Annotated in this window: 20 protein-coding genes; 7 read left to right on the forward strand and 13 right to left on the reverse strand. The window is 64.5% G+C overall.

Features of this window, described 5'->3' with window-relative positions:
* Positions 1-5: 5 nt before the first annotated feature.
* The 4 genes from MSTE_RS18960 to MSTE_RS18975 form a co-directional block, all read right to left on the reverse strand.
* On the reverse strand, positions 6-560 hold the full coding sequence (locus MSTE_RS18960; RefSeq protein WP_096506095.1) for a pentapeptide repeat-containing protein: 555 nt from the start codon (positions 558-560) through the stop codon (positions 6-8).
* Between the two features lie 26 nt (positions 561-586).
* Positions 587-982 (reverse strand): tautomerase family protein, encoded by a 396-nt coding sequence (locus MSTE_RS18965; RefSeq protein WP_096506097.1) that lies wholly within the window; start codon positions 980-982, stop codon positions 587-589.
* Positions 983-1,054: 72 nt separating this feature from the next.
* Positions 1,055-1,405 carry a VOC family protein gene (locus tag MSTE_RS18970; protein WP_096503570.1) on the reverse strand — a complete coding sequence of 117 codons (351 nt, stop codon included), beginning with the start codon at positions 1,403-1,405 and terminating at the stop codon, positions 1,055-1,057.
* Between the two features lie 41 nt (positions 1,406-1,446).
* Complete coding sequence (locus MSTE_RS18975) at positions 1,447-2,352, reverse strand: AraC family transcriptional regulator (protein ID WP_231896924.1); 906 nt, start codon at positions 2,350-2,352, stop codon at positions 1,447-1,449.
* Positions 2,353-2,396: 44 nt separating this feature from the next.
* On the opposite strand from MSTE_RS18975, the gene MSTE_RS18980 reads away from it, so the two are divergent.
* Positions 2,397-2,858: a tRNA (cytidine(34)-2'-O)-methyltransferase gene (locus MSTE_RS18980; RefSeq protein WP_096503572.1), complete on the forward strand. Its 462-nt coding sequence runs from the start codon at positions 2,397-2,399 to the stop codon at positions 2,856-2,858.
* Here the strand turns inward: MSTE_RS18980 and MSTE_RS18985 are convergent.
* A complete protein-coding gene (locus MSTE_RS18985; RefSeq protein WP_162291461.1) occupies positions 2,855-6,136 on the reverse strand; it encodes an error-prone DNA polymerase in 3,282 nt (1,093 codons plus the stop codon). The two genes, MSTE_RS18980 and MSTE_RS18985, sit on opposite strands and share 4 nt — an antisense overlap.
* A gap of 150 nt (positions 6,137-6,286) precedes the next feature.
* Between MSTE_RS18985 and MSTE_RS18990 the strand changes: the two genes are divergently transcribed.
* Positions 6,287-7,264 carry an alpha/beta hydrolase gene (locus MSTE_RS18990; RefSeq protein WP_096503574.1) on the forward strand — a complete coding sequence of 326 codons (978 nt, stop codon included), beginning with the start codon at positions 6,287-6,289 and terminating at the stop codon, positions 7,262-7,264.
* A gap of 93 nt (positions 7,265-7,357) precedes the next feature.
* Complete coding sequence (locus MSTE_RS18995) at positions 7,358-7,921, forward strand: TetR family transcriptional regulator (protein ID WP_096503576.1); 564 nt, start codon at positions 7,358-7,360, stop codon at positions 7,919-7,921.
* Here the strand turns inward: MSTE_RS18995 and MSTE_RS19000 are convergent.
* From MSTE_RS19000 to MSTE_RS19010, 3 genes are all read right to left on the reverse strand, one after another.
* Positions 7,918-9,579 (reverse strand): hypothetical protein, encoded by a 1,662-nt coding sequence (locus tag MSTE_RS19000; protein ID WP_231896925.1) that lies wholly within the window; start codon positions 9,577-9,579, stop codon positions 7,918-7,920. The genes MSTE_RS18995 and MSTE_RS19000 overlap by 4 nt on opposite strands.
* A 123-nt stretch (positions 9,580-9,702) precedes the next feature.
* The gene (locus MSTE_RS19005; protein ID WP_408645814.1) at positions 9,703-10,224 is read right to left on the reverse strand and encodes a PH domain-containing protein; all 522 of its coding nucleotides are present in this window, start codon (positions 10,222-10,224) and stop codon (positions 9,703-9,705) included.
* A 2-nt stretch (positions 10,225-10,226) separates the two neighbouring features.
* A complete protein-coding gene (locus MSTE_RS19010; protein WP_096503580.1) occupies positions 10,227-10,682 on the reverse strand; it encodes a hypothetical protein in 456 nt (151 codons plus the stop codon).
* A 129-nt stretch (positions 10,683-10,811) separates the two neighbouring features.
* Between MSTE_RS19010 and MSTE_RS19015 the strand changes: the two genes are divergently transcribed.
* Positions 10,812-12,824 (forward strand): SDR family oxidoreductase, encoded by a 2,013-nt coding sequence (locus MSTE_RS19015; RefSeq protein ID WP_096503582.1) that lies wholly within the window; start codon positions 10,812-10,814, stop codon positions 12,822-12,824.
* Here the strand turns inward: MSTE_RS19015 and MSTE_RS19020 are convergent.
* Entirely contained in the window at positions 12,802-14,076 is a 1,275-nt protein-coding gene (locus MSTE_RS19020; protein ID WP_331712921.1) for a flavin monoamine oxidase family protein, read from the reverse strand. The two genes, MSTE_RS19015 and MSTE_RS19020, sit on opposite strands and share 23 nt — an antisense overlap.
* Before the next feature lie 124 nt (positions 14,077-14,200).
* On the opposite strand from MSTE_RS19020, the gene MSTE_RS19025 reads away from it, so the two are divergent.
* The gene (locus MSTE_RS19025; protein ID WP_096503586.1) at positions 14,201-15,232 is read left to right on the forward strand and encodes a nucleoside hydrolase; all 1,032 of its coding nucleotides are present in this window, start codon (positions 14,201-14,203) and stop codon (positions 15,230-15,232) included.
* Positions 15,233-15,246: 14 nt separating this feature from the next.
* Here the strand turns inward: MSTE_RS19025 and MSTE_RS19030 are convergent, their stop codons facing one another.
* The 4 genes from MSTE_RS19030 to MSTE_RS19045 all read right to left on the reverse strand — a co-directional run bounded on the left by MSTE_RS19030 (position 15,247) and on the right by MSTE_RS19045 (position 19,658).
* Positions 15,247-16,767, reverse strand: a complete 1,521-nt coding sequence (locus MSTE_RS19030) for a DNA polymerase Y family protein (protein WP_162291682.1) — start codon at positions 16,765-16,767, stop codon at positions 15,247-15,249.
* A gap of 70 nt (positions 16,768-16,837) precedes the next feature.
* Positions 16,838-17,572 (reverse strand): hypothetical protein, encoded by a 735-nt coding sequence (locus tag MSTE_RS19035; protein ID WP_231896926.1) that lies wholly within the window; start codon positions 17,570-17,572, stop codon positions 16,838-16,840.
* 173 nt (positions 17,573-17,745) lie between these two features.
* Positions 17,746-18,384 (reverse strand): response regulator, encoded by a 639-nt coding sequence (locus tag MSTE_RS19040; protein WP_191985278.1) that lies wholly within the window; start codon positions 18,382-18,384, stop codon positions 17,746-17,748.
* Positions 18,385-18,386: 2 nt separating this feature from the next.
* Positions 18,387-19,658 (reverse strand): ATP-binding protein, encoded by a 1,272-nt coding sequence (locus MSTE_RS19045; RefSeq protein ID WP_269458215.1) that lies wholly within the window; start codon positions 19,656-19,658, stop codon positions 18,387-18,389.
* Between the two features lie 92 nt (positions 19,659-19,750).
* On the opposite strand from MSTE_RS19045, the gene MSTE_RS19050 reads away from it, so the two are divergent.
* Positions 19,751-20,893 carry a PspC domain-containing protein gene (locus MSTE_RS19050; protein WP_096503590.1) on the forward strand — a complete coding sequence of 381 codons (1,143 nt, stop codon included), beginning with the start codon at positions 19,751-19,753 and terminating at the stop codon, positions 20,891-20,893.
* Complete coding sequence (locus MSTE_RS19055) at positions 20,886-21,170, forward strand: tetraspanin family protein (protein WP_096503592.1); 285 nt, start codon at positions 20,886-20,888, stop codon at positions 21,168-21,170. The genes MSTE_RS19050 and MSTE_RS19055 overlap by 8 nt, the downstream gene beginning before the upstream one ends.
* The last annotated feature ends 1 nt before the right edge of the window (position 21,171 follow it).

Below are 21,171 nucleotides of genomic sequence, written 5' to 3' on the forward strand. Positions count from 1 at the left end.
CCGCCCTAGCCGCCGTGCACATCCAGTCCGTGCCCTGCGGCATACGCGACGGCCTGCGGCAGATCCACTTTCGCGGCGGTCAGGGTTGCGGTGGTCCACAACGTCGGGTCAATGCGGGCACCGCGCAGGTCGGCGCCGTCGAGTTTGAGATTCTGCGTGCGGGCACCGGTGAAGTCGGCGCCGTGCAGATTGGCTTTGCGCATATCGGTGCCCACCAGGTTGGCCTCGCGGAAACGACAGTCAGACAGGTCCATCTCACGCAGATCGAGCCCGCCCAGCGAGGACAGCGTGAAATCGGTCTCGGTGAACTTCGACGGACGTACCCGGCACTCGGTGAGGGTGGAGCCGAGCATGCTGCACTGGCGGAACTCCGAATGCCACAGCGATGTGCGGCGGAAGGTGCAGTTCCGGAAGGCAGAGCCGATATGCAGCGACTCGGTGAGATTGGCGCCGCTGAAATCGCACTCGGTGAAAACCACACGCTCGGTGCGCAGTTCACGAAAGTCCTCGTCGTAAAAGGTCTCCCCGGTGATCTCACGGTCAGTCCAGTGCTCGGCCATGACTGACATCATGCCGGGCGGGTCCGTCAGACGTTCACATCGAAACCCAGGTCGACATCGCAGGCCGCCTGACCTCCACGGATTCCCCAGTTCTCGGTCGCACTCTCGCGCAGCACAATGGTGACGTGATCCGGCGGTATCCCCAGTAAGGAAAGCCGTTTCACAATCTCGGCATAGAGATTACGTTTCGCCCCTATCGATCGGCCCGCGAAGCAGTCGATGGAAACGAAGGTGTACAGCTCCGGCCGGGCCAGGCTTGGCGCGTGCGAAAACCTGTGGGGTTCATGCACGACGAGGCGCACATGCTTGTCCCCTTCCGGTATCTGAAAGGCAGCGACCAGCGCGCCGTGGACCGCATCGATGATCGCCACCTCGTCGGCCTCGGTGTATCGCCGCCGGACCTCGACCACTGAACTGGGCATGCCGTGGATCATCACACGACGGGACTACACCGCCAACGGATTTCTCATCCGGATCACGCTAGTGCGACCCGCTTAGACGAAGCTGCCGGAAGGCTGGTGCAGCCCGAATCGCACACCCTGGTCGTCTCTGCAGAAGGCAAAACGTCCGAAGCCCGGCTCGTCAGGTCCGGGGTCTTCGGCCTCACCACCGAGTTCGCGAACAGTCAGGACGGCTGCGTCGATGTCCGGGACACCGAAAAATATGTCGATCCGGCGGTCTTCGTCATCGCTGTGCAGTCCGCCGTTGACACCACCCGTTTCTAGCCAGGCCTGCCCACGCTCGCCCATCGCGTGCGGCGCCCAGCCCAGGAGTCCCTGGTAGAACTTCTGCGCGCGCACCGCGTCGGGCACCCCGATCTCAAAGAAGGTCGGTTCGCCAGTCATCGTGAATTCCTCTCTGCCGGACGTGCTTGACGGCAGAGACGTTAGGCCCGCGATGCACCCTCGTCTTGTACAAATGTTTCGCGAATACCCGGATCCTGTATGCCGGGCAGGCCTTCGTATCGCAATGCGGCCAGCTCCCCCGGAGAACACCCGGCGAACATCCGGAAATCTCGGTTGAAGTGCGCCTGATCGAAGTAGCCGCACGCCAACGCGATTGAGGCTAGCGATCGATGACCCGGCGCGGCCAGCAGCGTCATTGCCCGGCCAAAACGAAGCACACGGGCGGCCGCCTTGGGTGTCAGGCCAACCTGGCCGCGGAAGCGATTCGCCAATCGCGCGCGACTCCAACCGGTCTCGGCCACAATCTTGCCGACGGACACCGTTCCATGGGTTTGGCTCAGCAGGCTCCATGCCCAGGCCACCTCGGGGTCGGGTTCTGGGCCATTGGCCGCCGCACGCGCCAACATCGAATCCAGCAGGTCGAATCGGTGGGCCCAATCGGGTTCAGCGGCAAGGCGTTCCGGCAGGTGACGACCCTCGTCGCCGAACAAGTCTTCGAGACTGACAGCGCGATTGCTGATGTCGTTCATCGACAGCCCGGTCAGCCGGTACATCCCCAGCGGCGTCAACTGCACTTCAAGGCAGTGCTGCCTTCCCGAATGCAGGGTAGCGGTGGGCCCTTGACACGCACCGGCACCGAACGATTGCCACATCCGTGGAGACTGTGTGTCTGCGGCGTCGGTCACAAGTAGCGGATCACCGAACTCCACGATGAGCACCGGGTCGACACCGGCTACCTCGCGGCGGTCGACGGGTTTGTCCGAGTACTCACGAAACTCGGTATATCCGTGCGCAATCCCGGTCAACGTTGCGTCGGCCGATCGAGTCACCGACTCCCATGCGGCTTCGCCGGGGGTCCCGCACTCAAATATCGCCGGGCTTCCCATGGCTCCATCGTGCCCCAAAACCGGGAGCAGGGATACTGTGATCCGTGTTCCGCATCGTTTTCCATGAGCCACGGATCGCCCCCAACACCGGGAACGCGATCCGGATGGTGGCGGGCACCGGGTGCGAGCTGCATCTGGTGCAGCCGCTGTTCGACCTGTCGGAGGCGAAGGTGCGCCGCGCCGGCCTGGACTATCACGACATGGCGTCGGTAACGGTCCACGAGAATCTTTCCGCTGCTTGGGAATCGCTGCAGCCGCAACAGGTCTACGCCTTCACCGCTCATGCGACCGTCAGCTACACCGATATCGCCTACCAGCCGGGGGATGTGCTGCTGTTCGGTCCCGAGCCCACCGGGTTGGACCCCAAAGTGCTGGCCGATCCGCACATCACCGAGAAGGTGCGCATCCCGCTGCTACCCGGCCGCAGATCACTCAACCTGTCCAATGCCGCAGCCATCGCCGCATATGAGGCCTGGCGTCAGCATGGTTTCGAAGGCAGCGTCTAACGGAAGTCCCGCGAGGCGGATCTGATACGCAGGTCCAGTGGTCGCAGCTGATCGGCCACCACGGTAATGGCCCCGCTGGCATTCTGCACCTGGCCACGAATGATCAGCGCCTGCGCGGTCACCGCCAGCTTGCGGTACCGCGCCCACAGACCCACCGAGCACACCACATTCACCATTCCCGTCTCGTCCTCAAGATTGATGAACGTGACCCCGGCTGCGGTGGCAGGCCGCTGACGATGGGTGACCGCCCCCGCCACCAACACCCGTGCCCCGTCCGGCACATCGAAGAGCCCTTTAGCCGGAACGACACCCAGCTCGTCGAGCTGTTTCCGTAGGAACTGGGTGGGATAGGCGTCGGGGGTGACTCCGGTGGCCCACACATCGGCGGCGGCCCGGGTCACCTCCCCCATCGGCGGCAGCACCGGAACCCGGGAGGACACCCCGACTCCGGGCAACCGGTCGGGACGCTGCGCGGCCGCCGCACCAGCCACCCACAGCGCCTCACGCCGGGACATGCCGAAGCAACCCAGCGCGCCTCCGGTTGCCAGGGCCTCGACCTGTGCCGTACTCAACTGGATACGGCCGGTCAGATCGAGCAGAGAGGTGAACGGGCCATGCGTTTTTCGTTCCTCGACAATCGCCTGAGCCAGGTCGCCTCCGATGCGGCGGACGGCACCCAGCCCGATCCGCACCTCCAGGCCCGCGTTCTCCAACGCGGCATACGACAGGCTGGCGTTCACATCCGGGCCGTGCACGGTGACACCGTGGCGACGAGCATCGGCCACCAGGGACTGTGGCGAATAGAAACCCATGGGTTGTGCACGCAGCAGCGCCGCGCAGAATGCGGCCGGATGATGCAGCTTGAACCAGGACGAATAGAACACCAACGAGGCGAAGCTCTGCGCGTGACTTTCCGGGAAGCCGAAATTGGCAAAGGCATAGAGCTTTTCGTAGATGCGATCGGCCAGCTCTCCGGTGATGCCATGCAGGTTCTGCATGCCCTCGTAGAACCTGCTGCGCAGCCTTTCCATCCGTTCCGGTGACCGCTTGGATCCCATGGCCCGCCGCAGCTGATCGGATTCTGCGGGGCTGAACCCGGCAACATCGACGGCGAGTTGCATCAGCTGCTCCTGAAACAGCGGCACTCCCAGAGTCTTGTCCAACGCAGCCGCCATCGAGGGATGGTCGTGTTGCCAATCTTTGTCAATCTTGTTGTATCGCCGGATATACGGGTGTACCGAGCCACCCTGGATGGGTCCCGGACGGATCAGGGCCACCTCCACCACCAAGTCGTAGAAACACTTGGGTTTCAGGCGGGGCAGCGTGGCCATCTGAGCGCGCGACTCCACCTGAAAGACCCCCACCGAATCCGCACGGGCCAACATCTCGTAGACCGCCGCCTCGGAGAGGTCGATATGGGCCAGGTCCACCTCGATGCCCTTGTGTTCGCGGACCAGGTCGATGCAATAGTGCAGCGCCGAGAGCATACCGAGACCGAGCAGATCGAATTTCACCAAACCCACTGCCGCACAATCATCCTTGTCCCACTGCAGCACGCTGCGGTTCTCCATACGCGCCCATTCGACGGGCACCACATCGGCCAGTGGGCGATCACAGATGACCATGCCGCCGGAGTGGATGCCCATGTGCCGGGGGAAATTCTTGATCTGCTGAGCCAGGTCGATCACCTGCGACGGAATGCCGTCAACCTCCGCCGCATCGGCCAAGCCGCCCCAGTGCCCGAGCTGCTTACTCCAGGCGTCCTGCCGCCCCTGCGCGAACCCCAGAGCCTTGGCCATGTCCCGCACGGCCATTCGGCCACGGTAGGTGATGACATTGGCCACCTGCGCCGCATACTCGCGGCCGTATTTGTTATAGACGTACTGGATGGCCTGTTCCCGTTCGTCCGACTCGATATCGATGTCGATATCCGGCGGGCCGTCGCGGGCCGGTGACAGGAATCGTTCGAATAGAAGACCATTGGCCACCGGGTCGACATTGGTGACCCCGAGCGCGTAGCAGACCGCCGAGTTGGCGGCAGAGCCGCGCCCCTGACACAGGATGTCGCTGCGACGGCAGAACTGGGTGATGTCGTGCACGACCAGGAAGTAGCCCGGAAAGTTCAGCTGCGCAATAATTTCCAGCTCACGCTCGATTTGAGCGTAAGCCTTCTGCGCCCCCGCACGGGGGCCGTACCGACGCGCTGCGCCTTCGAGGGCCAGGTGCCGCAACCAGCTGTCCTCGGTATGGCCGGACGGGACGCCGAACGGCGGCAGTTGTGGGGCGATGAGTCGCAGATCGAAGGCGCACGCCTCCCCCAGCTCGGCGGCCGCCGTCACCACCTCCGGGCAGTGCGAGAACAGCCGCGCCATCTCGTCTCCCGAACGCAGATGCGCACCCCCGACCGGATCCAGCCACCCCGCCGCGTCATCGAGGCCCTTACGTGCGCGCACCGCCGCCATCGCCATGGCCAGGCGCCCGCTCTCGGGTGTGGCGAAATGCGCTGCGGTGGTGGCGATGACGCCGACACCGAATCGCGGGGCCAACGCGGCAAGCTCCGCGTTGCGGTCATCCTCATCCGGATGCCCATGCCTACTGAGCTCGATGCTGACACGGTCGGCACCGAATCGGCCGACCAGATCGGCCAGTGCCGCCTCGCCCGCAACGGCGCCACCGGAGGCAAGTGCTCGTCGCACATGCCCCTTACGGCACCCGGTCAGGATGTGCCAGTGTCCTCCCGCCGCCTCGGTAAGTGCATCAAGGTCATAGCGCGGCTTACCCTTTCGATCTTTGGGCGTTCCGCCCGACAGGTGCGCGGTGGCCATCTGCCGCGATAACCGCCGATACCCCTCCTGGCCCCGCGCCAGCACCAGCAGGTGTACCGAATCCTCCGTATTGCCCTGCCCGCCAAGAGATAGTTCCGCACCGAACACGGTGGGCAGGCCGAGCTCCTTGGCCGCTTCCGCGAAACGGACAACTCCGTAGAAACCATTGTGGTCGGTGATGGCCAGCGCCCTGAGGTCAAGCCGCGCCGCCTCCTGCGCCATCTCCTCGGGCAGGCTGGCTCCGTCCAGAAAGCTGAACGCCGAATGCGCGTGCAGCTCCGCGTAGGACACCGCCGACCGCCCACGCTCACGAGTGGACGGCTCATAGGGCGGGCGTTTCCGGCTCCACGCCGGGCCGTCCCCACCATCCCCCGGGGGCGCATGACGGTTTGGGCGACCATCGAGCACCCGTTCCATTTCCGCCCATGTCGGGGGACCTTGCGACCAGCCCATTCGAACAGTTTATCGAACATATGTTCTAAGTTCCATCGCCCGTTCGGATTCCCCTTGGCAAAGTAACTAACTAGATATATACATGTATGCTGGCGAGGCCACCCGCACCAGGCGCGGCGGCAAGCACCTAGCGAGAATCTGGAGAAGCGCATGCCACACCACGGCAATTACACGCCCGAGAAGGTCACCTTCCCCTCGCATGGCGAGGACATCGTCGGTGTCGTCCACCGCCCTTCCGGTGACGGCCCCTTCCCCGCGGTGGTCCTGCTGGGCCCGTACTCGTTCGAGAAGGAACAGGCCCCGATTCACTACGCCACCCGGCTGGCCGACGAGGGCTTCCTGGCGCTGGCTTTCGACCCGCGCACCGTGGGCGAGAGCGGCGGCACACCGCGTCGCCTCGAGAACCCGAAGATGAAGAACGAGGACGCGGTAGCGGCCATCGACTACCTGCTCACGCGCGATGACGTCGACGCATCGCGCATCTTCGGGGCCGGCGTCTGCCAAGGCGGACCAGAAATGCTCGACATCGCCTCATACGACGACCGGATCAAGGCCGTTGCCTCGGTAACCGGTTACTACCGTGACCGCGAGACCGACCTGTTCATGATCGCCGCGGGTGTCAGCGAAAATCCCTTCGATCCGGCTACCGCACCCACCACCGAACAACTGGAAGCACTCCTGGATGCTCGGCTCGAGCGGGCACGCGATGCCAAGGCCAGGTACGAGCAGACCGGCGAAGTCATCTACGCACCCCTGGTCTCTCCCGATCTGGGCGACCCCGTCGCCGGGTCTGATGCCGGGCTGCCCGGCCCACTGGTGTGGAGCTGGTACGGATCGTGGACGCTCAAGGGTTGGGAGAACCGCTACGCCATCATGAGCGACCTCGACCACTTCGACTACAGCACCGTGCCCGGTGCCGCCAAGCTCGACAAACCCGCATTGGTGATCCACTCCTATACCTGCATGAACCCGGCGGCGGCCCGCCGGCACTTCGAGTCGATCCCCTCCGACGACAAGAAGCTCATCTGGGAGAACGGCACCAACCACTTCCAGTACTACGACCAGCCCGACATCGTCGACCGCACCGTCGGCCACATCGCCGACTGGTTCAACAGCCACCTGGCCTGACGGGGGGCGCACCGGCTGGGTTGGCGGGCATAACCGCTGCCCCAGCCGGTGCGCTGCCGAAATCGCTCGGCGGCGTGCCTCTAGGCTCTTGGGATGCCGCCCGACGCCTCCGCCACCAAGAAGCGGCTGCTCGATGCCGCGTACGCGGAGTTCGCCGAGCACGGACTGGCCGGCGCCCGCGTCGACCGGATCGGCGCCATGGCCGATGCCAACAAACGGCTGCTCTACGTCTACTTCACCAACAAGGAAACGCTGTTCGACACCGTGGTCGCGCATTCCATCCAGCGAATGTCGGACGCCGTTCCGTTCACTCCGAACGATCTGCCGGGCTACGCGGGCGCGCTGTTCGACCACCTGATCAAGCATCCTGAGCACCTGAGGCTTGCCACCTGGGCACAGCTGGAACGCCCCGTCGCGGGCCCAGCTGAAACCGCGGCCTACGCGGCCAAGGTCGAAGCGATCGCCGAAACCCGGCCTCCTTCAGAGCATGGGGAACCGGCCGACATCCTGGCCCTCACGCTCGGGCTGACCACAGCGTGGCTCGGCGCATCGCCGGCCCTGCGCGGTCTTGCGACTTCCGAACCCTTCTCACCCGAGCGCCTGGCTACGCACCGTGCCATGCTCATCGCCACCGTCGAGAAGCTCGTCGGTGGCTAGCCTGCAATCTTCGCGCGGAACGGGCCGCCCACACTGTTGAAGAGCAGATCCCCGTTGGGCAGACCCTCGATCAACGCGTACGCACCGTTCCCCAGATTTGACTGACCAAATATGTTGCGATGCACCGTTTCTCCGGTCTTCCAGTCCAAACCGGTAACTTCCCAGCCTTCGGCCTTGGTGTACCCGTTGAGGAAGACGACGCCCGAGCTGGTGGATACCGCGGGCACCATGGATGTCGACACCACGTCGCCCCTCGCCCACGCCGAGGCCCAACGGTGCCCCTTGGGATCCCATTCGAATCGCTCCACGCCCTGCGGCGCCGGTGACACCGGTCCGTTGGCCAGCACGTCCACCAACCGATCCGGTGCACCCCCGGTGCCGATGTTCTGCACCACGAAGGCCCCATAACCGTTTACCACCACGGACTGCTCACTCTGGATGAATTCCGGCAGCGGGTCCTTCAGGCCTGCGGTGACCTGGCTCTGGTCGGCGATCCGGCTGGACTTGGTTCCTGGCTTCTGCTGGAAACTATCCGGGATCTTGTTGCGCCAGAACGCAACCAATTTCATCCTGTCGCTGCCGTCGGTGATAACGACAAGCTCGTCGGAATCCTTGCCGAACCCCATCAAGGTCGGAGTAGACCCCGTACCGATACCGAATTTCACCGCCGGAGGCTGGCGCCCGAAATCATAGGGCGACGACCACGCGCCGTCGGACTCGTCGCTCGACAGTGTCGACCCGGTCCACACGATCTTGCGCATGAGCTTGTCCGAAGCCACGTAGATGCCGTTGTGATCATCCACCGCAACCGAATTCGACACGGTCTCGTCGTCGCCGAACCGGATCTGCTGGATCGGAGGGGAATCGAGCCCACGGTCGAGAATCGCCAGGGATCGGTTAGCTTGCACCAGTAGGTGTCCGTCGTAGGTCATCGACACGCCGACGATGGTCTCCGGAGCTCCGAGGGTCGTCATGCCCTTGCCCAGGTAGGGCTTGAAGTCATAGGTCTTCTGGACTTTGATGCCTGCGGCCGGGTCATCGTTGTTCTCAAGCCCGAATTTGAGGATCTCGGCGTTCTGTGTCACGTAATACAGCTCGTTGTCCTTGTCGACCGCGCCATACACACCGTTGATGAGCCGCTGCCACGTCGCCCCTGCCCAGTGGTCCCGAATCGCGGCCTCGATCTGCTCGACGCCGCCGAACTTCTGATTGAGCACCAGATCGAGATCCTGCGCCGAGATCGGCGGCACCCCTGGGGTTTCCAGCGACGCCACCTGACGGAACCCGCCATCGGATACATCCACATAGCGGACACCCGATGACGAGCTCACCCACATGTATCGCGGCGACGTAGAGGCCATCGTGATGATGTTGACCGGGCCGCCGGGCACGCGGGGCATCGCGGCCGGATCGACGTGGAAGGTACCCCGCGGAATGGGGTCGGCAAAGCTATCGGTCTGCGCCGAATCGATATGTGTGATGCCGTACTTCTCCACCGAGAGGTACGGATTGCGCGCGGGCCCGTCGGCCTTGGCACCCCCGGATGCCGCGCCCGATTCCGGTGGGTGCGCGGTCTGCTTACCGCAGCCCGCGACAACAAGTAGCACAGAACAGGCGATAGCCATTGCACCTCGGGCCCAGCCGTATTTCCGTTCCATCAGCCTGCTCCCTGCCTGAGCCCAGTTAGCAACCAGAATTATTGTCGGAGAACATATTTAGTTCACGACAGCGAGGCGATGCTAACACTCACGACCACGCAGTGGGCCTGGAACAACGTCACATCATTGGTAGACCGAAGCCTCGTCCACCAGCCCGAACAGCTTCTCGACGACGTCATGCGCGTTCGCCGCATCCAGCCCTACGATCCGCAGCTCGCCCTGATCTGCGCGCACCACCACCATCGCCAACCCCAACACACGTGACAGCGGGTCTTGCCGCAGTTCCACCGTTCGCACCAGTGCGAACGGGATGACCCAGAAAGACCTGAGCCACAGCGTCTTCGATGAGATATACAGCAGATTGTCATCCAGGACGCCCCACCGATACGCGCGGTAACGCTGCAGTGGCCGAAGCACCACCCATGCCAGCGCGCAGGAGATGCACAGCAGCCCCAACACGCCCGTGACATGCTCCAGCGGCGTGCTGGCGTAGGCAGGCGGAGCCGTCAGCGCCCACACCGCCGCCACCGCGACAACCAGCGGACTGCATGCCAATGCGTACTGGATGGCCCAGAGCACGGGAGCCGACCTGCTGGCACCGACTCCCACCGGCATTACGGAAGTCGTAGGGGCCGTGTCGATCACCGCTACTCCCCCACTGCTGGAGCGAACCGGCGCATCCATATCTGCCGTATCGCAATGGCCGCAAGCACGAACACCAACACCGCGGTCGGCGACCAGGCGATCGCACTGTCGAGTCCACCGAACGCATAGGTGATCAGGCACAACGAAAGGAACGGCACGGCGACCGACACCACGGCCGTCCACCTCCGAACGACGGCCAATTCGGCGATGGCCGCGACCACCACGACACCAAAGGCGATCCACACGACCACGCCCACCAACTGCACGGCAGCAGGATTAAACGGCACATAGTCGGCGTATCGGCGTGGCATGCCGTCGGTGAGCGGGGTATAGGTAGTCCACCCGTAATCCCAGCCCCGCAGGTTCAACCCCCTGTTCACCAAGGCGGCTACCACGAACGTCCACCAGGCAGCATTGCCCGTGACGCGCGCAGCACGGAAGACCTGGACGCGTGACATTCCAGGAGTATCCCCCATGGCTAACTACCCAATGACGAACTTGTCACACAACGTTGACGAAACACCCCCAAACGGCAACGATGACTCCAAACGGGCCGATAAGCGGCCTAACAGTCTCAGGGGTAGCACGTGAAATACATCGTTACCGGCGGCACCGGATTCATCGGACGGCGGATTGTGACCCGAATCCTGGAGACCCAGCGCGATGCCGAAGTCGCCGTTTTGGTGCGGCGTGAGTCACTGTCACGGTTCGAGAAACTCGCCGAACAATGGGATGACCGCGTGCAGCCGCTGGTGGGTGACCTCACCCAGCCCGATCTCGGCCTGCCCACCGAGGGAGATCCGGTCATCGCCGATCACATCGTGCACTGTGCCGCGATCTACGACATCACCGTGGACGACAAGGCACAGCGCGCCGCGAACGTCGAGGGCACGCGCTCGGTCATCGGACTGGCCAAACGCACGGGCGCCACCCTGCACCACATCTCCTCCATCGCGGTCGCGGGAAGTTACGAGGGCGAGTTCACCGAGGAAGATTTCGACGTCAACCAGGACCTACCGACGCCGTATCACCAGACCAAGTTCGAGGCCGAACTGCTGGTGCGCTCAGAACCCGGCCTGCACTACCGGATCTACCGGCCCGCCGTCGTTGTCGGCGATTCGAAGACCGGCGAGATGGACAAGATCGACGGTCCGTACTACTTCTTCGGAATTCTGGCCAAGCTCGCGCGCCTGCCCCGGTTCACCCCGATGATGCTGCCCAAGGCGGGACGCTCCAACATCGTTCCGGTCGACTACGTCGTCGATGCGACCGTCGAGCTGATGCACCAGGAGGGCCGCGACGGGCAGGCCTTCCACCTGACCAACCCCGAGGTGACCTACCTGCGGGACATCTACTCCGGCATTGCCTCCGCCGCGGGTCTGCCGCCCGTACGCGGGTCACTTCCCCACGCCATCGCCACCCCGTTCCTGAATGCACGCGGCACGCTCAAGGTCTGGCGCAACATGGTGGTCACTCAGCTCGGCATCCCGCCCGAGGTCATCGACATCACCGAGATCATGCCCACCTTCATATCCGAATCCACACGGGAAGCCTTGCGCCCTAGCGGAATTACGGTTCCCTCATTCGGCAGCTACGCCGGCAAGCTCTACCAGTACTGGCGCAAGAACCTCGACCCCGAGCGATACCGCCGCGACGATCCCGCCGGGCCATTGGTGGGCCGGCACGTCATCATCACCGGCGCATCCAGCGGTATCGGACGTGCCGCGGCCATCGCCGTCGCCCAGCGCGGCGGCACCGTTTTCGCGGTGGCGCGCGACGTCGAGGCACTCGACAGCCTGGTCACGGAGATCCGAGAGGACGGCGGGAAGGCCTATTCATTCCCCTGCGATCTGACCGACTACTCAGCCGTGGACGACACCGTCAAGAGCATCCTCGGCCAGTTCGGGCATGTGGACTACCTGGTGAACAACGCCGGCCGCTCCATTCGCCGCTCGGCGATAAACACAGTCGATCGGTTCCATGACTACGAACGGGTCATGGCGATCAACTACTTTGGCGCCGTGCGGCTGGTGCTGGCGCTTCTCCCCCATTGGCGGGAAAGGAAATTCGGCCATGTCGTCAATGTGTCGACTGCCGGTGTGCAGACCCGTAACCCCAAGTACGCGTCGTACATCCCTACCAAGGCGGCACTGGACGCCTTCTCCGATGTGGTCGCGACCGAGACGGTGTCGGATCACATCACCTTCACCAACATCCATATGCCATTGGTGAAGACGCCGATGATTCAGCCCTCCCACAAACTGAATGTGGTGCCGGGACTCACCCCGGAACATGCCGCTGCCATGGTGATTCGCGGCCTTGTCGAAAAGCCGACTCGCATCGATCATCCGATGGGCACCTATGCCGACATCGGCAGGTACATGACACCGAAGTTGACCCGCCGGATCATGCACCAGATGTATCTGGCGTACCCCGATTCTCGGGCCGCTCGCGGCCTCGAGCCGGTCGACGAACGCCAGGACGTGTCGACCTCGCGCCGTCGCCCCAGGGCAGCCAAACGTGTTGCGGCCGTGTCAAAGCTGCGTGTTCCGGGCCCCGTGATGAAGGCGGTACGCCTCATCCCCGGAGTGCATTGGTGACCTCCCGGGCCGCCCGGGTGCCCGCCTCAATGGCGCCGTCCAGATAACCCGGGTGGTCATGCGCCGTTTCGGTACCCGCCCAATGGATATCGCCCAGGGGCGCCGACGGCAGCGGCAACTGTTCGGTGAAACCGATATCGGGCAGGGCCATGTATCCGCCTCCGGCATGTTCGTCGAGGTGCCAGGACCTCTCGTGCCAGCCCGCCGGTTCGAGAATCTCCGGACCGACATGCTCGGTGAGTGAGCCGAGCACGCACAGGTGGCCCGGCCCGCCCGGAGCGGTGGTATCGAAGACTGCACGGCCGGGCCCGTCGAGAACCATGAACTCGCCGCCATTTCGCTCTCTCCAGAAAGGCTTCTCGTACACGGCGATCGCCTTGTACACCGATCCCATGTACATGTTCTGCTGCATCTGGGCACGCTCGGCCGGAAGCTGCGGGCTGAAGGTGATGCGGGCCGCCGTGGGCGGCGGCGCGGTGACAATGACCTTCGCGGCATGTACCTGACCCGAGGCTGTGTCGAGGATGACTCCGCGTTCGTCCCTGCTGACCGAGGTGACGCGGTGTCCCAGCTTCACTCGCGGACCCAGTTCGGCGGCCAGACTTTCCGCGCGTGCACCCGCCCCTTCGACGAGTAGAGAGTCCTGCGCGCCGCCCTTGGTCGAGAGCATGGTCCGCAGACCACCTTGATGCCGGATCATCGAGATCATCGCGGGAATGGGCATCCGGTCCAGGTCTGCCGTCCAAGAGATCAAAGCAATGACCTCAAGCAGCCGCCGGGTGGTGCGGCCGGGCACCTTGCCCAGCCACTCGGCCGTGCTGGTCGCGTTCCAGCGCTCCGGTGTGCTGAGACGCGAGAACACCTCCAGGCCGGTGAGAATGAGCACGCTCGGCAGTAGGGGCGGCAACTTCACGCGGCGGGGACCGTCGATCACCGCGGGCAGCAGACCCGTATGCATGGGGAACTGAGTAAGGCCGAGTTCGGCGGCAAGCTCCATGACGCGGTGGTGATCATGGCCAATCCACTGCCCGCCCAAGTCCAGCCGCGAGCCCAGCACGGTGGTCTCTCCCATGACCCGTCCACCGATACGCTCCGCCGCCTCCAGCACGATCACGTCGACGCCCTGCCGGTGCAGTGCGCGGGCAGCCGTCAGACCCGACAGCCCGGCACCCACCACCGCCACAGTGGTGACCGTCTGCGGTAACTCGTCCCGATGCATCCCACGCTCCTTCCTGACCGACCGCCCGGCGATAGACCGGACGCCCTGGAAGCAATACTAGCCATGGATTCAGTCAGTCGTACGACTTTGACGATTAGGCGTGCTCTACCGCTTGTCGCATCCGTACACGGAGCTAACTGACGGTAGGTTGACGTCCATGGTTCCCGTTTTTGCCGACGTTGATACCGGAGTCGATGACGCACTGGGATTGATCTTTCTCCTCGCTAGCGAGGATGTGGAGATTGTCGGTATCGCCTCTACTGCGGGCAATGTCTCGGTGGACCATGTTTGCGCGAACAACCTGGGCCTGCTGGAGCTATGCAAGGCCCCGCAGATCCCGGTATCCAAGGGCGTCGCCGAGCCATTGAGCGCTGCACTGCGGACCGCCGAAGACACCCACGGGCCCACCGGCCTCGGGTATGCCGCACTGCCGGACTCCACCCGCACACTCACCGATTACGACGCGGCAGAGGCCTGGGTGCGGGCGGCACGCGCACACCCAGGCGAGCTCGTGGGCCTGGCGACCGGACCGCTCACCAACCTGGCGCTGGCCCTGCGCACCGAACCTGAGTTGCCCAACCTCCTCAAACGGCTCGTGATCATGGGCGGCTCCTTCGACTACCCGGGCAACACCACACCGGTGGCGGAATGGAATGTCGTGGTCGACCCGGGCGCGACGGCGGAGGTGTACGCCGCCTGGGGAGCAGCTGGCGTACAACAACTTCCGATCGTGTGCGGCCTGAATCTCACCGAGACCATCGCCATGACACCGGAGCATCTGGTCAGACTGGCCGACGCGGCGGGCGCCACCACCACCCCACTGTCGGTGCTCGACCTTCCGTCCAGCCGTTCGTCGGCGAACAACTCGCTGCTGCGGTTCATCGAAGACGCCGTACGTTTCTATTTCGAGTTCCACATGAAGCAAGACGAAGGCTTCTTGGCGCACATGCACGACCCGTTCGCCGCCGCAGTCGCGCTGGATCCAGCATTAGTCCAAACCCGCTCCGCTACAGTCGATGTCGAGCTGACCGGTGATCTGACCCGGGCCATGACCATCGCGGACTGGAAGGGGCAGTGGGGCCAGAAACCCAATGCGCAGATCGCGGTGGAGACCAACCCCGAGGTGTTCTTCGAGCGATTCATCGAACGAGTGAGCGTCTTCGCGCGAAGGTTTGACGGCGCACGCTAATTCTGGCGAGAGCGTCATTCATAAACACCCTCCACATACCACCGCTGCCGGCGAAAATGCAGGAGCAGCGCCTGACCGCCACCCTTGCCTTCCAACAGCACCTGGGCCCTGGCGGCCACCGATGCCCGGGTAGGAGTCGGCTCCCGTTCCTCCCACCATCGCTCATCGATCGGCCATGGCCCTGCCCACCAACTCAACTCCCAACGGCCATCGCCCCGCCGGACCCTGGCCGGTTCCCCGGAGAACATTCCCCGTCCGGTCACCGTCACCGGCGCTCCATCGACATCCAACAGCTCCACCGGTTCGCCGTCCTCACCGAGCAGCACCGTAGGAGCCGGATCCGGCAGCCTACCGGGCCACGGCGCATCAGGATCGGCCCGCGGTCGCAACTCATCCCCCAAGGGCACCAAAGTAATTCGTTCGGCGGGCCCCCGCCCACCGCTGACCACTCCCACCTGTACCGACTCCTCTCCCAACAGATCCTGAACTCGTGTCAATGCGCGGCGGGCCCGCTGGCGTTCCTCGGCGCCCACCGCTCCCCACAACGTCAACTGCAGCGCTTCGGCGGCCACCACTTCGACCGGCTCCAACCGCAACATCGCCACCGGCCCATCCAGAGACCGGCGCCGGGCAAGCCAGCCGTCAAGCTGCCAGCGCACCCGGTCGGCCGTCGCCTCCTCGGTGAGCGGCTCTGCACACCGCCACACCCGCGACAGCTCCTGGCCGTCCACCGTCACCGCGTGAATGGCCAACCGGGAGCAGGCAACTCCTGCCGAGGACAGCGCCTCGTGCAGGCTCATCGCCAGTGTGCGTCCCGCGAAGGCCGCCGCATCGACCCGGTCGATCGGCGGATCGCACGGCAGCGCGACCCCCAGCTCGGCCGGGACCGCATGCCCCGAGGGAGGGCGCTGCGATTCGGCTCGCGCATGGCGGTGCGCCTGCACCGCGTCATCGTCGAACCGTGAGGCGACATCCGACCGCGCTAGTTCCGCGAAGGCACCCATGGTGCGTATTCCCATGCGCCACAGCAGATCGACCAAGTCTTCCCGCTGCGGGTGACACAGGCTGGGTTCGGCGGCCATCTCTTTGATCGACAAGGGTGCCAGGAACTCCGCGTCCCCACCGGGTGGTACCAGTGCCGCATGTCGCGCGGCGTACACCGCCGTGGACATCTGATCGGCGATGCCCACCTGACATTCGGCCCCGGCCACCGACACCGCATCGGCCAGCCGCTCGGCCGCGGTCTGCTCGTTGCCGAAGTACCGGGCCGCACCAGTCACCGGAAGCGCCATCAGCCCCGGGCGCAAGATCTCGGCCCCCGGCACCAGATCATCCACCGCGGCGATCATCGGCTCGAAAAACCGTGCATCGCGATCGACATCGGCCACCGCGATATGCAATTGCGGACAACGGGCCTGGGACTCGCGGCGCCGCATGCCCCGACGGACTCCCAGCGCCCGCGCGGCGGCAGTGCACGCAGTGACCCTGTTGGCCACAGTCACCGCCACGGGCCGGGTGGCAGGAAGGTCGGCCATCGCCGCGGCGGCGACCGCCGGCCAATCCGGGCACCAAATCGCCAGCACCCGTGGAGCTTTACGCTGTCGTTTAGGCGGACCTGATCGAGCCACGGCTGCCACACACCTCCCCGGCAGCTCTGGAGCCGGATGTGGCCGACCCGGCCACTCTGGGTGCCCTGCGCCCCGTCGCCCGGACCGCCGTCCGCACCCCACGAATTCGGCCCAGACCACAGGCGGACACCCCGTCATAGCCGGTTACCCGCGCCTGCAACCGCACCGCGGCGCCTTCCCAGTCCCCATCGGCAACCAACAGCGTGCATCCGTTGCTGTGCGCCCGGGCCACTATCGCGCGCGCCGACGTCGAGGTCACCTTTCGCCCTCCCAGACCCAGCACCACCAGATCCATCCCGTCCATGAGTACCGAGGCCACCTCCACCGCACTCAGGCCCGGGCGAGGAATCAATGCCAGGCGGCTCAGGTCTGCTCCTCTTTCCACCGCTGCCAACACACTCACCTCCGGCATGCCCACAATCGCGGCGTACCCGCCCGACGCGGTCACCGAAGCCACCACGTCCAAGGGCAACGACCGGGCTCCGCTGGCCACCGCAACCGTGCCGCGCCGCAACACGTGACCTATCGAGCTGGCCAGCGCATCGGATACCGGCAGCAAAGATTGAGCATCCGGCAGCACCTCGTGAAACCGCCCCGCCGATGACCTGTCTCCGCCAACCTTTCCCGATATCGCAGCCATCTGCTGCCGGAGCTTTTGTAGCTGGTCAGCACGGTTGACCAGCATCTCATCGGCGGCCGCCACTGCCGTCACAACCGCACCTCCAGACACATTCGAATAGAACATATGTTCGATGTCTGGAGTAAACACCTCGCCACCGACAACCGTCAAGGCAGGAGGTAGAGACTGGGCCGCTCTGCCGACACGCCGTGTCGCAGCGGATTCGTATCGCACATATCCGCCATGAGGCGGAGTATCGACGAGACCTAGTCGAGCTGGCGAGTGTGCGCCCAGCGGGTCAACGCGTTGCGATTGGACTGCTGAGTCTTACGCAGCACGTTAGAGGCGTGCGTCTCCACCGTCTTGACCGAGATCACCAGATCCTCGGCGATCTCCCGGTAGGTGTACCCGCGAGCGAGGAGCCGCAGCACCTCAAGCTCGCGTGGGGTCAGCGAATCCAGCTCCGGATCCAATGCCGGCTCCGGGGTATTCGACCGCCCGGTGAACGAATCGAGCACGAATCCGGCAAGCCGAGGACTGAACACCGCATCCCCACCAGCCACCCGGCGCACGGCCTCGGCGAGCTCACTCCCCGAAATCGTCTTGGTGACATAGCCTCTGGCTCCCGCACGAATCACCGCGATGACGTCCTCGGCGGCATCCGACACACTGAGGGCAAGAAAGACCGGTCCCGAGCCGCCTACTCCGTTGATGACGGCGACCCCACCGCCAGAGGGCATGTGCACATCGAGCAACACCACATCCGGTGCACTGGAGCGTATTCCGGCGACCGCCTCGACAACCGAACCCGCCTCGCCCACGATCTCGATATCCGATTCACCGGCCAGTTCGGCCCGCACCCCGGACCGGAACACCCCATGATCGTCGACCAGGAATACCCGCAGCATCACTCTTCTTTCTCGTCGACGTCGTAGAGCTTGTACGGCATGGTCATTCGCACCTCGGTGCCCTTGCCGATCTCCGACTTGATCTGCACCTGCCCACCCCGGCGCATCACCCTGGCTTTGATGGAGCGCACGATGCCCTGCCGGTCCTGCGGCACCGTCTCCAGATCAAACCCCTTGCCCCGATCCCTGACGAAAACACTGATCTGGCCGGGTTCCACCTCGGCGTACAGGTTGATATCCGATTGCCCGGAATGCTTGGCAGCGTTGACGAGTGCCTCGCGGGTTGCCCCGATCAGCGCCCGTCTGGTCTCGGGTTCCAGAGATAGGTCGGCATCACCGACGATCACCGAACTGACCACCACGGTGTGCGCATCCTCCACCTCTCCGGCAACGGTGCGTAGCTCCTGCGCCAGAGACGAGTCGGAGGACACCCCCGCAGAGAACAACCAGCTGCGCAGTTCCCGTTCCTGGCTGCGAGCCAGCCGCAGCACCTCGCTGGGGTTATCTGTCCGCTTCTGGATCAGCGCCAGCGTCTGCAGCACCGAATCGTGTAGATGCGAGGCGATCTCTTCACGCTCCTCGGTACGGATGCGAGCAGCACGCTCGGCACCGAGAGCACGCCACAACCGCAACCACAACGGCACTGTCAGCAGTATTGCGCCCACCAGGGTGGCCGCGATCGCCACCAACGAGTCGCGCAGCGAGGACAGATCTACATTGCGCAAGACCACCACCGCGATCCCGCCGAAGACCAGTGCGGCACCGGCGATCACCCGAACCACGGTCAATAGCGACGATTTGCCCGACTCCCCGAGCACGGCCGAACTCGGCCCCTGCGAATCGAATTCGCGCCACACCACGGCGAGCCCGACCAGCGCCAGCACGATGGGGAAAACCAGTGCCGCCGTCGAACCGCTGACAGTCGACATCAAGATGATCAGCGCGGCAAGACTCAACAACAGCAGCCCCGTCGCCCGTCGGCGGTCCGTTGCGCTGACAGCGGCGACATCGTCGCCCGGCGGCATCAGCAGCCACAACAGCCCGTACGCCGCGATGCCCATCCCGCTGGCCGCACCAAGCACTGCAAAGGCCAACCGCACCCGAAACACCGGAACGTCGAGATGATCGGCGAGCCCCCCGGCGACCCCGGCGATCACCCGCCCACCGGTACGCCGACGCAACGGCGGGGCAGCAGTCAGCCGATTCCCGCTGGCGAAGGCATTCCGAAACGTGGGACTCACCTCTGCGATACTGCCATGGCAAAGCTCCATAGGGCATCGGGCTTATCCCTGAACCCCTACCTTGCAAAGATCAGGGTGAATCCTGATGGCGGACATGCCCCCGACTGGGCAACATAGCTGTCATGGACACGGATACCACCACCAAACGGACGCCGTCCTCCACGCTTGGAGACATGTGGCGGACGCGGCCGTTGCGGCTGCCCGGGCACGGCAAGCTCGCCGGTATTGCCGCGGGAATCGGCTACCGGTACAACGTGGACCCGCTGCTGGTGCGCGTAATCTTCGTGGTCACAACAATTTTCGGTGGCGCGGGCGCCATCATGTATGTGGCGTGCTGGTTGCTGATGCCCACCGCCCGCTACACCACCCCGTACCACGAGTCCAAGGTGAAGATGGTCTTCTGGATCATCGTCCTGCTGCTTGTCGGCGGACCGTTCATCGACCCCGACCGCGACCCCTGGGGATTCGTCAGTGCCGTTGTCCTGCTCGGCGGCTGGTATCTGCTCTATCAGCGCCAAACCCAAACTCCGCCACCTCCGGCGAGTTCGACGACGCAGCCCGGCCCGGCCGAAGATGACGAATCGAACAGCCACACCGCGGCCACCGGCCTCCTCTTACCGCCTCCACCGCCCAACTGGGATCCACTGCGGGCGGCCCCTTTCGCCTGGGATCTGCCCGATCCGGCTCCCCTGCCGGCGCCTCCGGCCAAACCCAAGTCGCCCGTGCCCAAGGTAACCATCGGTGCGGCACTCATCGTCAGCGCTCTGCTGGTGGCCATCGGACTATTGGGCGCCGACTGGGTGACACCCGTCGTGGTCGCGGCAGCGGCACTGGTCGTCCTCGGGGTGGGCCTGCTGGTAGGTGCATGGCTTCGCAGCGGCTACTCACTGCTCTTCCTGGCGATTCCGCTGGCAGGATTCGTCGTCGTGGCATCCTCCATCGGTCCGCTTGAGGTATCACTCAACGTCGGCGACCAAAGTTACCGTGTCACAGAGGCTTCCGATATCGAGGACTACTACGAGGTCGGCGTCGGCACCATCACCCTTGACCTCACGCAGGTCACGCTCACCAACGATAAAACGGTCTACCTCGACGTCGGGATGGGCGATATCCAGGTGCTGGTTCCCCCCTCGATGAATGTACGCACCTCATGCGAGGTGGGCATGGGCAGCTTCGATTGCCTGCCCTCGCCCAAGGGTGTCGGCCCCGTCCTGACAATCAACGCAACGGCAAATATAGGAAGCATTGAGGTGCAACGTGTCTGAGAACATCGACGAACCAACGACCGGCACCGACAATGAGCTCGCCGCGGAAACCCCCGTGGAGTCGACATCAGAGACCGACGCCGATGAGAAGGGCAGACCATCAATCCTGCTGGCACTGTCCGGACTGGTCGCCCTGCTCGTCGGAGGCTGGGCCCTGACCGGCCAGGACTTCGGAGCGCTGGTGCACAGCAATCTGCTCGGCTGGGTCGCGATTGCCGTGGCGATCGCCATCGGCGTTGCGCTGGTGGCAGTTCCGACCCGCCGTAACCGAACCTAGG

Source organism: [Mycobacterium] stephanolepidis (assembly GCF_002356335.1).
GTDB lineage: Bacteria > Actinomycetota > Actinomycetes > Mycobacteriales > Mycobacteriaceae > Mycobacterium > Mycobacterium stephanolepidis.